The organism is Nonomuraea sp. NPDC049269 (assembly GCF_043197155.1).
Lineage (GTDB): Bacteria > Actinomycetota > Actinomycetes > Streptosporangiales > Streptosporangiaceae > Nonomuraea.
In genome coordinates this window covers 201,395-216,069 of sequence record NZ_JBICSO010000008.1, presented here as the reverse complement: position 1 = coordinate 216,069, position 14,675 = coordinate 201,395, and the positions used below count along the sequence as shown (strand labels likewise).

Annotated in this window: 10 protein-coding genes; 7 read left to right on the top strand and 3 right to left on the bottom strand. The window is 71.1% G+C overall.

Annotation, left to right across the window (positions count from 1 at the left end):
• Nucleotides 1–2 precede the first annotated feature (2 nt).
• The gene (locus tag ACGFNP_RS40385) at nucleotides 3–1,367 is read left to right on the top strand and encodes an aminoglycoside phosphotransferase (RefSeq protein ID WP_393327912.1); all 1,365 of its coding nucleotides are present in this window, start codon (nucleotides 3–5) and stop codon (nucleotides 1,365–1,367) included.
• On the opposite strand, the gene ACGFNP_RS40380 is transcribed toward ACGFNP_RS40385, so the two are convergent.
• On the bottom strand, nucleotides 1,364–2,203 hold the full coding sequence (locus ACGFNP_RS40380; RefSeq protein WP_393327910.1) for an NAD(P)-dependent oxidoreductase: 840 nt from the start codon (nucleotides 2,201–2,203) through the stop codon (nucleotides 1,364–1,366). The genes ACGFNP_RS40385 and ACGFNP_RS40380 overlap by 4 nt on opposite strands.
• Before the next feature lie 82 nt (nucleotides 2,204–2,285).
• Between ACGFNP_RS40380 and ACGFNP_RS40375 the strand changes: the two genes are divergently transcribed.
• The 6 genes from ACGFNP_RS40375 (at nucleotide 2,286) to sppA (ending at nucleotide 13,194) form a co-directional block, all read left to right on the top strand.
• A complete protein-coding gene (locus ACGFNP_RS40375) occupies nucleotides 2,286–5,519 on the top strand; it encodes a BTAD domain-containing putative transcriptional regulator (RefSeq protein ID WP_393327907.1) in 3,234 nt (1,077 codons plus the stop codon).
• A gap of 79 nt (nucleotides 5,520–5,598) precedes the next feature.
• Nucleotides 5,599–5,748 (top strand): hypothetical protein, encoded by a 150-nt coding sequence (locus tag ACGFNP_RS40370; protein WP_358337144.1) that lies wholly within the window; start codon nucleotides 5,599–5,601, stop codon nucleotides 5,746–5,748.
• A 68-nt stretch (nucleotides 5,749–5,816) separates the two neighbouring features.
• Complete coding sequence (glgB, locus tag ACGFNP_RS40365) at nucleotides 5,817–7,973, top strand: 1,4-alpha-glucan branching protein GlgB (protein WP_358337198.1); 2,157 nt, start codon at nucleotides 5,817–5,819, stop codon at nucleotides 7,971–7,973.
• A gap of 68 nt (nucleotides 7,974–8,041) precedes the next feature.
• A complete protein-coding gene (locus ACGFNP_RS40360) occupies nucleotides 8,042–9,919 on the top strand; it encodes a S8 family serine peptidase (RefSeq protein ID WP_393327904.1) in 1,878 nt (625 codons plus the stop codon).
• Nucleotides 9,920–10,028: 109 nt separating this feature from the next.
• On the top strand, nucleotides 10,029–11,405 hold the full coding sequence (locus ACGFNP_RS40355; RefSeq protein ID WP_393327901.1) for a S8 family serine peptidase: 1,377 nt from the start codon (nucleotides 10,029–10,031) through the stop codon (nucleotides 11,403–11,405).
• 91 nt (nucleotides 11,406–11,496) lie between these two features.
• Nucleotides 11,497–13,194 (top strand): signal peptide peptidase SppA, encoded by a 1,698-nt coding sequence (sppA, locus tag ACGFNP_RS40350; protein ID WP_393327898.1) that lies wholly within the window; start codon nucleotides 11,497–11,499, stop codon nucleotides 13,192–13,194.
• A 9-nt stretch (nucleotides 13,195–13,203) separates the two neighbouring features.
• Here the strand turns inward: sppA and ACGFNP_RS40345 are convergent, their stop codons facing one another.
• A complete protein-coding gene (locus ACGFNP_RS40345; RefSeq protein WP_358337134.1) occupies nucleotides 13,204–13,686 on the bottom strand; it encodes a flavin reductase family protein in 483 nt (160 codons plus the stop codon).
• A 40-nt stretch (nucleotides 13,687–13,726) separates the two neighbouring features.
• Nucleotides 13,727–14,653 carry an ABC transporter substrate-binding protein gene (locus ACGFNP_RS40340; RefSeq protein WP_358337131.1) on the bottom strand — a complete coding sequence of 309 codons (927 nt, stop codon included), beginning with the start codon at nucleotides 14,651–14,653 and terminating at the stop codon, nucleotides 13,727–13,729.
• Between the last annotated feature and the right edge of the window lie 22 nt (nucleotides 14,654–14,675).

Here is a 14,675-nt window from a genome sequence, read left to right as displayed (position 1 = left end):
ACGTGCTTGACGAGCTCCTTGCCGCATGGATCAGTCGCCAACGATGGTTCGGCGGCAAGGGGCGCGCGATCGACTCCTTGTCGATCGAGTCGGACGTAGTGATCTACGCCGACGACCCGGGACTACGCCACCTGATCGTGTCGGTGTGGCAGGGCGCCTCGCGAGACCGCTACCAGATCATGCTCGGTATGCGCACCGAGCTGCCCGACCGGCTGAAACACGCGTTGATCGGCACGCACGGCCACTACGCCTTCGATGACGGCCCCGGCCATCACGAGTGGTACGTCTACGACGCCGTCCACGACCAGGCCCTGACCCACTGGGTCCTGGAGTGCATGGCCCAGGGCTCCGGCTGGGACGCCGTGCGCTTCCGGCACCTGCCCGGCGTCACGATCGACACCTCACCGCGCAGCCTGGTGCTCGGCGCCGAGCAGTCCAACACCTCGCTCGTGTACGGGGACGCCTACATCTGCAAGTTCTTCCGCCGCCTGATCCCCGGCGTGAACCCGGAGCTGGAGATCATCACCGCGCTGGCCGTCCGCGAATCCCCGCACATCGCCAAGCCGTACGGCTGGATCGAGACCGACCTCGACGGCACGCCCACGACGCTCGCCATCATGCAGGAGTACCTGTCCACCGCCAACGACGGCTGGGACCTGGCTCTGGCCAGCGTGCGCGACCTGTACGCCTCGATGCCCGAGCTCTCGGCGGCCGACGTCGGCGGCGACTTCGCCGCCGAGGCGCACCGGCTCGGCGAGGCCACCGCCCACGTCCACCGGGAGCTGGCCGGCGCCTTCCCCACGGACGTGATCGAGGTGCACGAGGTCAAGCGGATGGCCGAGGGCTTCCGGCGGCGGCTGGGCCGGGCCGTGGGCGAGGTGCCGGAGCTGCGCGAGCACGTCCACGCGCTGGAGGACGCCTATCACCAGGTGGAGGAACTGACCGTCGAGGTGCCCGTGCAACGGGTGCACGGCGACTACCACCTCGGCCAGGTGATGCGTACCCCGATCGGCTGGGTGGTGCTCGACTTCGAGGGCGAGCCGGGCCAGCCCCTGGCCGAACGCCGGGCGCTGTCGTCCCCGCTGCGTGACGTGGCCGGGATGCTCCGCTCGTTCGACTACGCGGCCAGGCACCTGCTGGCCGACCACTCGGAGCCCGAGTCGCTGGAGCCGCGGGCCGCCGAGTGGGCCGACCGCAACCGGCACGCCTTCCTGGAGGGCTACGCCGAGGGCGGCGGGGTGATCACCCCGGCGGACGCGGCCCTGCTGCGGGCGTTCGAGCTGTCGAAGGCGGTGTACGAGGTGGTGTACGAGGCCCGCAACCGGCCCTCGTGGATCAGCATCCCGATGGCCGCCTTCCGCCGTTAGCGCAACTCTTCGATCAGGCCCGCCAGGCCCTGGGCACCGTGGCCGGCCGCCACCCGCCGGTCGAGGATGTCCTTCATGGGGAGCAGCAGATCCGGCTTCACCCCCTGCTCCTCGAAGGCGCGGAGCAGGTTGACCATGCCGACCCGGTTGACCTCCAGGTTGGAAACGTCGGTGGCGTAGTCGCCCGCCTCGATGTCGGCCGCCAACCGGGGCTGCATCGTGGCCATCGCGGTCAGCCACGGCACCAGCAGCTCCGAGGTGAACTCCGCCACTGGCCGCTTCTCCGAGGCGATCAGCGCCGCCGCCTCCAGGAACCCGGCGATCTGGCCGTACATGCCGGTGAGCATGGCCAGGTCGTACAGCGACGCGAGCCCCGCGTCCGCACCCAGGTAGCGCGGCCTGGCCAGCGCGCCCAGCGCCTGCTCGTACCGCTCGAAGGCGGGCTGCGAACCGCTGTAGAGGATCAGCGCGCCGGGCGTGCCGATCATCTGGGGCACGGCCATGATGCCGCCGTCCAGGTAGTCGCCGCCGCGCGCGGCCACCCACTCCGCCAGCTCCCTGGCCTCGGCGGGCCGGCCGTTGGTGAGGTTCAGCAGGACGCGGTCGTCCAACTGGACCGAGCCGAGGATCTCCCGTACGGCCGCGTAGTCGAGCACGCAGACGATGACCAGCGGACTGGCCTCGACCGCCTCCGCCGCGGTCGCCACGCTGGTGGCTCCCAAACCATCTGCCTTGCCGTCCGTACGGTTCCACACGGTGACGCTGTGACCGGCCTTCACCAGCGTCCGGGCCAATGCCTGACCCATGAGCCCCAGGCCGAGAATAGAGATACGCATGCTGAGCAGTCCTTTCCGTTGACGGCTTCCACACTGCTGGCCGGGGGTTATGGTCGGATTCGGACTGGATTACGGGGGGTTGATGAGATTCGGGGTGCTGGGCCCCCTCTCGGTGTGGACGCCGGACGGGCAGCCGGTCCAGGTGCCCGAAGCCAAGGTCCGCGCGCTGCTCGCCGACCTGCTGGCGCACCGCGGCCGGCCGGTCTCCACCGACCGGCTCATCGACGACCTGTGGGGCGACCGGCCGCCCGGCGACGCGCTCGCCGCGCTCCGGGTCAAGGTCTCCCAGCTGCGCCGGGCGCTCGGCGACCGTTCGCTGGTGGTCTTCCGGCCGCCGGGGTACCTGCTCGCGGTGTCCCCGGAGGCGGTGGACGCGGACCTGTTCCAGTCCCTTCTCGCCCGCGCCGGGCGGAGCGACGATCCGCTGGTACGGAAGGCGCTGCTGACCGAGGCGCTGGGCCTGTGGCGGGGGACTCCGTACGCCGAGTTCGGCGACTTCGCCCAGGCGGCCGCGGCCCGGCTGGAGGAGCAGCGCCTGGTGGCTCTGGAGGAGCTGGCCGAGACCCGGCTGGACCTGGGCGACCACGGGGCCCTGGCGGCCGAGCTGGCCGGCCTGGTGGCCGCGCACCCGCTACGCGAACGGCTGCGGGCCGCGCATCTGCGGGCGCTGTACCGGGCCGGGCGGCAGAGCGAGGCCCTGGCGGGGTACGGACAGCTGCGCGAACTGCTGGCGGACGAGCTGGGCATCGACCCCGCGCCCGAACTGACGGCCCTGCACACGGCAATCCTCCGCCAGGACCCCACCCTCGCCCCACCCCGCCCCGCTCCCCCGCCCTCCGGTCCACCACCCCTCGGCCCGGCCGCGCCGGACACGGATCTGCCGCACTCCGAGCCGCCCGGACCGGCCGGGGACCTCCCGCATGGCGAACGACCCGCGCCACTTGCGGGCCCGGCCGCGCCGGACGCGGGGCTGCCGCACTCCGAGGCGACTGGACCGGCTGTGGGCCTGCCGCGTGCCGGGGTGGCCGGACCGGTTGGCGGGCCGCCGGGGACGAATCTGCCCGCGTCGCTTACCGGGCTGATCGGGCGGGGCGTGGAGGTGGCCGAGGTGCGGGCGCTGCTGCGGGGCGGGCGGCTCGTTACGTTGACCGGGCCGGGTGGGGTGGGTAAGACCCGGCTTGCCCTGGAGGCCGCGGCCGAGCCCGGTCGGTCGTTTCCCGGAGGGGTGTGGCTGGTCGAGCTGGCGGCGATCACACCGCCCGCTGAGCCGGGTGTGGTGGCTGAGGCGGTGGCGTCGGTGTTGGGCGTCAGGGACGATCTGCCCGGGTCGGCGGTCGACCGGCTCGCCGCCGCGCTGCGTACCCGCGCGACGCTGCTCGTCCTCGACAACTGCGAGCACTTGGTCGAACAGGTCGCCGAGCTGGCCGAGCGGCTGTTGCGGGCCGCGCCCGAGCTGCGCGTGCTGGCGACCAGCCAGGAGTCGCTGCGTGTCCCCGGTGAGGTGCTGTGGAGTGTGCCGCCGCTCGGGCCGGAGGCCGCCGCGGAGCTCCTCGCGGCGCGGGCGGGCATCGAGGCGGGTGACGACGGCGTGGCGGAGATCTGCGCGCGGCTCGACGGGATCCCGCTCGCGCTGGAGCTGGCCGCCACCCGGCTGCGCGCGCTCACCCCGCGCCAGCTCGCCGCCCGGCTCGACGACCGGTTCCGGGTGCTGGCCACGGGGCATCGGGGCGCGCCCGCGAGGCAGCGGACGCTTCGGGCGATGATCGACTGGAGCTGGGAGCTGCTGACCGAGGGCGAGCGGCTGGTGCTGCGGCGGCTGGCCGTGCACGCCGACGGGTGCACGCTCGAAGCCGCCGAGGCGGTCTGCGCCGAACCCGGCCTGGACGTGCTCGACCTGCTGGCCAGGTTGGTGGACAGGTCGCTGGTGGTACGGGTGCCGGGCGGCAGGTACCGGCTGCTGGAGTCGGTCGCCGCGTACTGCCTGGAACGGCTGTCCGAGGCGGACGAGACGGTGGCGGTCCGGCTGCGGCACGCCCGCCACTACGCCGACCTGGCGGAACGCGCCGAGCCCGGCCTACGCGGACCCGAGCAACCGCGGTGGCTCGCGCTCCTCGACGCCGACGCCGCCAACCTGCGCACCGCGATCGAGACCTCACTCCGCCTCACCGCCCCGCAAGACGCCGTCCGGCTGGTGAATGCGCTGGCCTGGTACTGGGTGCTGCGTGGCAGGCTCGGTGAGGGGCAGCGGGCACTTGAGGCGGTGCTGGCCGTCGCCGACGACGCGCAGGCCCGTATCTGGCTGGCCGGGCTGCGGATGCTGGCGGGGCAGGGGCGGGCTCCCGACCTGGAACGACTGGCCGACATCGCGGATCCGGCGCGCCGGGCCAGGGCGCAGTGGTTCCTGGCCTTCACGCTGTACGGCTACGACGACCCGGCGGCCACCGACGCCTACCTGGACAGCGCCATGGAGTCCTTCCTCGCCGCGGACGACCGGTGGGGCACGGCGGCGGCGCTGAGTCTGCGGGCCAGGCGGGCGCTGCTGCGCGGTGATCTGGCGGCGCTGAGGCGGGACGGAGAGCGGGGGCTGGAGCTGTTCCGCGAGGTGGGCGACCGGTGGGGCGTGATGCGGGCCGCCGAGAACCTCGGCACGCTGGCCGAGATCACCGGCGACTACGAGCAGGCCGCGGAGCTGCGACGCGACGGGCTGCGCATCGCCGAGGAGCTCGGGCTGTGGAGCGAGGTGTCGGGTGCCCTGTCCAGGCTGGGCCGGGTGGCGCTGCTGACCGGTGACCTCGACGGGGCTCGGGAGCTGCACGAGCGGGCCAGGCGGCTGGCCGTCGCCAGGTCGGATGTGCCGTTGGAGGAGTTCGCCGAGGTCGGGCTGGCCTTGGTGGCGCGGCGGCAGGGACGGCTCGACGAGGCGGAAGGGCTGCTGCGCCGCTGGTTGCGCTGGGTGCGTCAGGTGGCGGGTGAGCCGGGGGCGGCGTTGATCCTGGCCGAGCTGGGGTTCGTCGCCGAGCTGCGCGGGGACGCGGCGGCCGCGCTGGAGTGGCAGCGGGAGGGGCTGGCGGTTGCGCGGCGGGTGGGCGATCCACGCGCGATCGCGCTCGCAATGGAAGGACTGGCGGGAGCCCAGGCGCTCGGCGGTCGGCACGAGGAGGCGGCCCGGCTGCTGGACACGGCCGGCGCGCTCAGGGCGTCGGTGGGCGCGCCGCTGCCCGATGCGGAACGCGGCGACGTCGATCGGATCGCGGCCGCGGTCCGGGTGGCGCTCGATCTGCGACGGTCGCGGGCCGCCACGACAGACCATTCCTGACCTGCAAATATCCGGGTTTGGCAGTCAAGGTAATGATTCACCATTACTCTTCGTGGGCGTTCCCGTACACACAGGAGTGATGGTGTTTCTCCAACTCGCGCTCGCCCTGTTCGTCGCCGTCGCCGGGCACGCAGGCGTGGTCGGCGCAGACCATCCGCTACCCAGCGCAAAGCGGCATTTCGCCCTGGCGGCTTCTCTCGATAAACCCAAGATTCCGCACTTTCGGTGATTGTCTCCGTGATTGCGGGCAGTGGCCTGGGTTGGAGGGTTGACGTAGGGCAAGGTGGGAGCATGCCGATGAGGACAGAGCTCGACCGACTCGCGGGCGGAGCGCACCACGATCCGCATTCCGTGCTGGGAGCGCATCCCGTCGAGGGGGGTGTCACGTTCCGCACGCTGCGCCCGCTCGCTGAGCGGGTGCGCGTGGTGATGGACGACGGAACGGCCCACGATCTGAAACACCAGGCCCATGGGGTGTTCGAGGTCACGGTCAAGGGGCTCGACAAGGTGCCCCCCTACGCCTTCAGCGTCCAGTACGCAGGCGCCGAGCCGTACCAGGCGCGTGATCCCTACCGTCACTGGCCCACGCTGGGGGAGGTGGACCTGCACCTGATCGGCGAGGGGCGGCACGAGCGGCTGTGGGAGGTGCTCGGCTCGCGCGTGATGCGGCACGAGGACGTCGACGGCACCGCGTTCGCCGTCTGGGCGCCGAACGCGCGCGGCGTCAGGGTCGTCGGCGACTTCAACCACTGGGACGGCACCGCCTACCCGATGCGCTCGTTGGGGCGTTCCGGGGTGTGGGAGCTGTTCATTCCCGATATCGGGCCCGGTGAGCGGTACAAGTTCCACATCCTCGGCGCCGACGGCGTGTGGCGGGACAAGGCCGACCCGATGGCCCGGCGGACCGAGGTGCCGCCGCAGACCGCCTCCGTGGTCGAGAAGTCGGCCTACACCTGGGACGACGCCGCATGGATGACCGAGCGCGCCGAGAAGGACGCGCAGCGGGGCCCCGCGAGTGTCTATGAGGTGCACCTGGGGTCGTGGCGGCCCGGCCTGTCCTACGTGGAGCTGGCCGACCAGCTCGTCGACTACGTCCACGACATGGGCTTCACGCATGTGGAGCTGCTGCCGGTGGCCGAGCACCCGTTCGGCGGGTCGTGGGGCTACCAGGTGACCTCCTACTACGCGCCGACGGCGAGGTTCGGGTCGCCCGACGAGTTCCGCCACCTGGTGGACCGGATGCACCAGGCCGGGATCGGGGTGCTGCTCGACTGGGTGCCCGCGCACTTCCCGATGGACGACTGGGCGCTGGCCCGCTTCGACGGCACCCCGCTGTACGAGCACGCCGACCCGGCCCGCGGCGAGCACCCCGATTGGGGGACCTACGTCTTCGACTTCGGCCGCCGCGAGGTGCGTAACTTCCTGGTCGCCAACGCGCTCTACTGGATGAAGGAGTTCCACATCGACGGGCTGCGGGTCGACGCGGTCGCCTCGATGCTCTATCTCGACTACTCGCGGCGCGAGGGCGAGTGGACGCCGAACGTCTACGGCGGCAGGGAGAACCTCGACGCGGTGGAGTTCCTCAAGGAGATGAACTCCGTCTGCTACCGGGAGGCTCCGGGCATCACGACCGTGGCCGAGGAGTCGACGGCGTGGCCGGGTGTGTCGCGGCCCGTGCACCTGGGCGGCCTCGGATTCGGCTTCAAGTGGAACATGGGCTGGATGCACGACACGCTCAGCTATCTACGACATGAGCCGATATTTCGCCAGTACCACCACCATCAGATGACTTTTTCGCTCATGTACGCCTACTCCGAGAACTTCGTGCTGCCGCTCTCCCACGACGAGGTCGTGCACGGCAAGGGCTCGCTGCTGGGCAAGATGCCGGGCGACGAATGGCAGCGGTTCGCCCAGCTCAGGGCCCTGCTCGCGTTCATGTGGGCGCATCCGGGCAAGCAGCTGCTGTTCATGGGCGGCGAGTTCGGCCAGGGCTCGGAGTGGTCGGAGGAGCGCGGGCTCGACTGGTGGGTGCTGGAGTTCGACGGGCACGCGGGCGTACAGCGGCTGGTCCGCGACCTGAACCGGCTCTACCGCGAGAACCCGGCCCTGTGGGAGCAGGACGCGTCCCCCGAGGGCTTCCGCTGGATCGACGCCGACGACGCGCGGGGTAACACGTTCTCGTTCGTCCGCTATGCGACCGATGGGTCCGCGGTGGCGTGCGTGGCCAACTTCAGCGGCGGGCCGTACGAGACCTACCAGCTCGGCCTGCCGTACGGCGGGCAGTGGGCGGAGACCGTCAACACCGACGCCTACGAATACTGGGGCAGCGGGGTCGGCAACATGGGCTCGGTCCAGGCCGTCGAGGAGCCCTGGCATGGCCTGCCGTACTCCGCCACGCTGCGGGTGCCGCCGCTGGGCGCCGTGTGGCTGCGTCACGACGGGCTGGGAAGTTGATGCCAGTTCGCTGAGAAAGGCGCGCCACCCCTGTGCGCGCCGGATAAATCCGCCTAAACTCCAAGATCGTGCGACTTCGCCCCTTAGTAGTGTGCGCGATCCTGCTGGCCTTGGTGCCCGCTGCTCCGGCCTTCGCCGACGACCCGACGCCTACGGCGACCCCCTCGCCGAGCGCGTCCCAGGAGAAGCTCGAAGACGGTCTGGCTCTCGATGGCGGCACCGTGCGCGCCATCGTCGAGCTGGCCGACCCGGGGCAGAACGCACCCGTCGCCAGCCAGGCGGCGGCCGACAGCGTGGACGTCGTCCTTCGGCCGGAGAGCCAGCCGTTCATCGTGGTCCAGGGCACCGCCGAGGAGCTCGCCGCGCTCGCCGAGGACTCGCGCATCACCTCGATCCACCGCGATCGCGCCTATCCCCCGACGGCGGCCAACAACCTCGTCCAGATCGGCGCCGACCAGGCGCACGCCCAGGGCTTCACCGGCACCGGTCAGGCGGTGGCCGTGCTCGACACCGGCATCGACGAGGACCACCCGAACTTCGGCAACCGGATCGTGGACGAGGCGTGCTTCTCCGCGGTGGACACGGGCGTGCAGTCGCTCTGCCCGAACGGCCAGACCTCGCAGACCGGCAAGGGCGCGGCCAACGCCATGACGGCCAAGTGCCTGGCGAACGGCGTGAACCTGTGCGAGCACGGCACCCACGTCGCGGGCATCGCGGCGGGCGACAGCGGCGTCGCGCCCGGCGCGGGGATCGTCGCGGTGCAGGTGTTCAGCCGGGTCGACGACGAGTCGGTCTGCGGCGAGGCGTCGTGCCTGCTGGCGTACGAGTCGTCGCTGCGGCTGGCCCTGGACTACGTGGCCGCTTCGACGCAGCCGATCGCCGCGGTGAACCTGAGCCTGGGCGGCGGGCTGTCCGAGACCTCGTGCGACGACAGCGAGGAGGGCGCGATCTTCAAGCCGAAGATCGACGCCCTGCTGGCCAAGGGCATCGCGACCGTGGTCGCGGCCGGCAACGAGTACTTCGAGGGCACCTCCTTCCCCGCCTGCATCAGCTCCGCGGTGGCCGTGGGCGCGAACGACGACAGTGACGCGATCGCCGACTTCTCCAACCGGGGAGCCGGGGTGGACCTGTTCGCGCCGGGCGTGGACATCGAGTCGTCGGTGCCCGACGACCAGACGGCCGTCTACAGCGGCACCTCGATGGCGACTCCGCACGTGGCGGGCGCGCTGGCGCTGCTGAAGGCGCAGTCCCCGCAGACCTCGATGCCCGACCTGATCACCAAGCTCAAGTCGGCCGGCCGCCCGTACGTCTATCAGGTCGGCGAGACCCAGGTCACCACGCCGCGCCTGGACGTGCTCGCCGCGCTGACCGGCAGCACCCCGCAGCCGCCCATCACGCAGACTCCGGCGCCGGCCCCCGAGGACCCCGACCCGTCCGACCCCGACCCCGAGCCCGACCCGTCGGACAGCAGCGGCCCCTCGCCGTCGCCCGAGCCGTCGGCGACGAGCACGACGACACCGGTCCCGGTGCCGACCCTCACCGTGACCGTGACGGTGACCGTCACCCCCACGGCTCCCGCCACGGTCTGTACGCGCGGCACGACCGGCACCCGCCTGACGGCCAAGAAGTGGGCCGTGGAGGTGCACCGGAGCAGCGGCAAGCTCTCCGACGCCACGCTCACCTGCTATCTGAAGCTGGTGCAGAAGGCCAGCACGGTCTTCCCCGAGCTGACCAAGGCGTCATCCCTGGGCACCGCGTACCGGGTGCTGAAGGCCAAAAAGACGAACAGGGAGAAGCTGGACGCCGCCCTGCTGACGGGCTGGCTGAACTGGGCCAACGGAACGAACGGGACCGCGACCTTGAAGTCCGCCGAGAAGGTGCGGCTTTCCGCGAAGTCCACGACCACCGCGCTGAAGAAGGCGGCCAAGACCGTCCTGCCGAAGTAGCGCAAAGGTTTCACTGGCTTACATGCGTCACTTGGGAAACAACGACATCACGGTTCACGTGCGTGGGGACTGAGCAGGCAATATAGCTCACCCCACCACGGAGGAACCAGTGAAGCTACGACCGCTGCTGACCGGCATGCTCGCGCTCGCCACGATCTCGGCCGCGCTCGTCGCGGCCCAGGCGGGCCACGCGGACAGCCTCGGCGCCGGTGGCCCGCTCATCAGCCCGGCGCTCGTCGAGGAGATGAAGACGACGCTGCGCGTCCGCTCGATCGTCGAGCTGCATCCCGGCCAGGACGCCGAGGCCGTCGCCCGGGACATCATCGCGGCCTCCGAAACGGCGCGGATCATCGAGACGGCGAAGTCGCCGAACTTCTTCGTGGCCGAACTCGACGGCGTGTGCCTGGACAGGCTCAGGAACGATCCCCGCGTCAAATCCGTCTACAAGGACGAGCTGAGCTCGGCGTTCCTGGACGAGAGCACCAAGGTGATCGGCTCCGACCAGGCCAACGCGGCGGGCTGGACCGGCAAGGGCACCACGGTCGCCGTCCTCGACACCGGCATCGACGAGGACCATCCGTTCTTCGCCGGCCGGATCGCGGACGAGGCCTGCTTCTCCTCCGCGAACCCGAGCGCCGAGGCCGTCTCGCTCTGCCCGAACGGGCAGCCCAGCCAGACGGGCCGCGGCGCGGCGAACGCCGAGACCCCGCTGTGCATCACGGACGGGCTCAACCAGTGCCGCCACGGCTCGCACGTGGCGGGCATCGCGGCGGGCGCGATGGTGCGGGGCGCTCCGTCCAACGGCGTGGCGCCGGGTGCGGCCATCCTGCCGATCCAGGTCTTCACCCGCATCAACAGCGCCGCGGCCTGCTCGGCGGCGGGAGCCCGTTCGGCTCCGTGCTTCCTGAGCTACACCTCGGACCAGAAGCTCGGACTGGAGTACGTCGAGAAGGCGGCGAAGAGACTGCACATCGCCGCGGTCAACCTGAGCTTCGGCGGCGGCATCTTCACCCACCCGTGCGACGACGATCCGCGGGCCGGCGCGCACAAGGCGCAGTTCGACGCCCTGCGGGCGCTCGGTGTCGCGCCCGTGGTGGCGGCGGGCAACTCCGGCCACGACGGCGTCGCCTCTCCGGCCTGCGTCTCCAGCGCCATCACGGTGGGCGCCACGGACGACACCGACCAGATCGCCTGGTTCTCCAACCGCGGCACGCTGCTGGACGTGTTCGCGCCCGGAGTCAAGATCAACTCATCGGTGCCCGACGACACCTGGGCCGAGCTGAGCGGCACCTCGATGGCCGCGCCGCACGTGACCGGCGGGTTCGCGGTGATGAGGCAGGCCTTTCCCACCATGAGCGTCGAGGAGATCGCGCGGCGGCTGCAGAGCACCGGCATGGACATTCCGTACAGTGCCTCCTTCTCCCAGGTGAACACCGAGCGGATCAACCTCGCCAAGGCCATCGGGCCGGCCCGGCCCGGCGTCTGAGGCCGCGCCGCGTCACGGGCGCTGACCACGTCCGGCCATCGGCAGGAGTTGGGTAACCCATGACCGACTCCTGCCGCTTAGGGTGGCTTTTATGGACGCAGGCAAGGCGATCTTGGACACGGTTGACAGGTATCGCCAGCGGCGCACCGCCCCGCTGGTGCTGGAGCTCGATCTCACCGAAGGGCTCACTGAAGGACCGCCGGCGGACCCGCTCTCCGCCGTGCTGTCCATGCGCAAGACGCGACTGTCCGATGTGCTGTCGGGGCTCAAGCGGGCCAGGCAGGACTCCAGGGTCAAGGCGCTGGTCGTGAAGATCGGCGGCAATCCGCTCGGTCTGGCGATGGTGCAGGAGCTGCGCCAGGCGGTGGCCCACTTCCGCGCCTCGGGCAAGCTGACCGTCGCGTTCGCCGAGACGTTCGGGGAGTTCGGCAACGCCACCGTGCCCTACTACCTGGCCACCGCGTTCGAGCGGATCTACCTGCAGCCGAGCGGCGACGTGGGCTTGACGAGCGTGGCGTTGGAGCAGCGCTTCGTCAAGGGCAGCCTGGCCAAGCTGGGCATCGGCTACGAGGGCGGCCAGCGGCACGAGTACAAGACCGCGGCCAACATGTTCACCCAGGACCACATGACCGAGCCGCACCGCGAGTCGATGACCCGCATCGTCGAGTCGGTCATCGAGCAGGTCACCGCGGGCATCGCCGAGGGCCGCCGGCTCGACCCGGCCAAGGTGCGTGAGCTCGTCGACCGCGGGCCCTTCATCGGCGCCGAGGCGCTGGAGGCCGGGCTGGTCGACGGCCTGGCCTACCGCGACGAGGTGTACGACGAGGTCAGGCAGGCCGCGGGCGGCGACCCGCACCTGCAGTACGTCTCCCGGTACGCCAGGGCCGCGGCCGTGCGCAAGCTGCCGCACCCGACGGCCGACGGCATCGCGCTCGTCCACGGCCACGGGCAGATCAGGTCCGGTCGCAGCGGGCGCAGTCCGCTCGGCGGCGGCGGCGCGATGGGCTCCGACACGGTGAGCGCCGCGCTGCGGGCCGCCCGGCGCGACGAGCACGTCAAGGCGATCGTGTTCCGGGTGGACAGCCCCGGCGGCTCGTACGTCGCCTCTGACACGGTCTGGCGCGAGGTCGTGCTGGCGCGAAAGGTCAAGCCGGTGATCGTGTCGATGGGCGACGTGGCCGCGTCCGGCGGCTACTTCGTCTCGATGGCCGCCGACGTGATCGTCGCCCAGCCCGGCACGCTGACCGGCTCCATCGGGGTGTTCGCCGGCAAGCCGGTGATGCGCGAGCTGCTGGAGAAGGTCGGCGTCAACTCCGAGCTGGTGGCCGAGGGCACCAACGCCGGCATGTTCTCCGCGACGCGCGCCTGGTCCCCCGAGCAGTGGGAGCGGGTCAACGCCTGGCTCGACCGTATCTACGATGACTTCGTGGGCAAGGTCGCCGAGGGTCGCGGCCTGACCCGCGACCGCGCCCACGAGCTGGCCCGCGGCCGGGTCTGGACCGGTTCCGACGCGCGGTCCTGCGGCCTGGTGGACGAGCTGGGCGGCCTCGAAGACGCGCTCGGCATGGCCAGGAAGCGCGCGGGCCTGGGCGCGGAGGCACCCGTGCGCGTCTATCCGCGGCTCAACCCGCTGGAGCGGCTGCGCGGACCGGAGTCGAGCGAGGACAAGGCCGCCGCGCTGACCCGGGTCCGCCTGGAAGCCTGGGGGCCGTTCGCCCGGCTCTCCGCCGAGCTGGGCTTCCCGGCCGCCGGGCCGCTGTCCCTCCCCGCGTGGTACAGGATTCAGTGATCCTGCCGGTCAGGAGCCCATCGGGCGGTAGCGGCCGCGGAGTCGTACCAGCGGCTGGACAGAGGACGTGACGTACGGCACCGCGAGCACGCGCGCGATGAACAGCGTGTGATCCCCGGCGGGGACCACCTGGGTGGTCTCCGCCTCCAGGGCCGCGACACCGTTCTCGACGACGATCGCGTCCGAGTGGGCGCCGCGGTGGTGCGCGATGCCCGCCACCAGGTGGCGGGCGCTGGGCCGGCCGGCGGCGGCGAATCGGCTGGCGATCGCGGCCTGCCCGGCCGACAGGAGCGAGGCCGCCCAGCGGTCCTGGCGCAGCAGCACCTCGCAGAGGTAGCCGTCGCCGCGCAGGCTCACCAGCACCAGCGGCGGCTCCAGTGAGACGGACATCAGCGCCGATACCGTGGCGCCCAGGTCGTCGCGGTCGTCGCGCACGGTGACCACCGCCACGCCCGCCGCGAGCTGCGCCATCGCCTCGGTGAACTCGCTCACGGCGAGAGCCCCCGGAGTCCGGGGACCCTCGCCGGGCGGGTCAGCCGAGGCCGTTGGAGGTCAGCCATTCCTTGGCCACCGTGGCGGGCTCGTCCTTGTTGACGGCGATCTTCTGCATCATGTCGAGCAGCGACTGCGTCGAGAGCTTGCCCGAGATGGCGTTGAGCGTGGTGGTGATCGTGTCGTTCATGGCCGCCTTGTTGACCAGCGGCGTCACGTTCTGGGCGGCGAAGAGGTTCTTCGTGTCCTGGAGCGAGACGAGGTTGTTGGCGGCGATCTTCGGGTCCGTGCTGAACACGTTGCCGACCTGGACCGTGCCGTCCTTGATGGCGTCGGCCGTGGTGGCGCCGGTGGCCTTCCAGTCCTTGAACTCGATCCCGTAGACCGACTTCAGCTCCTTCTCCCAGCGCTGCTTGAACTCGGGCGGAGCGCCGATGACCCAGGTCTTGGAGACCTTGGCCAGGTCTTCCATGGAGTTGAGCGACCCCTTGGTCTGCTCGTCCTTGGTGATCGTCAGGGTGTCCTTGTCCTCGGCGGGCGAGGAGTCGAGGACCTCCAGCTCGGGCGGCAGCTTCGTCTTGAGCTCCGCGTTGACCTCCTCGGTGGTCTTCGCCTTGGTCGCCTTGTCGACGAAGGCCAGCAGGTTGCCGTTGTACTCGGGCACTATGGTCAGCCCGCCGCTCTTGACCTGGTCGTAGATGACCTCACGGGTGCCGATGCCGGGCTTCTCCTCGACCTGTACGCCCTTGGCCTCCAATGCCTGGGCGTAAATGGAGGCGAGCAGCGTGTTCTCGTCGAAGTTGGCGGAACCGATGATCACCTTGCCCCCGCCACTGGCGGACGCCGAGCCGCTGGGCGCCGCGCTCGTGGTGTTGAGCGGATTGCCTCCACTGCCGCCGCCCCCACACGCGGCCAACGCGAGCGTCGCCGACAGCAGCACCGCCGCAGTGCTGAACATGCGTTTCATTCTTATTTCCTTCCTAAGCGGC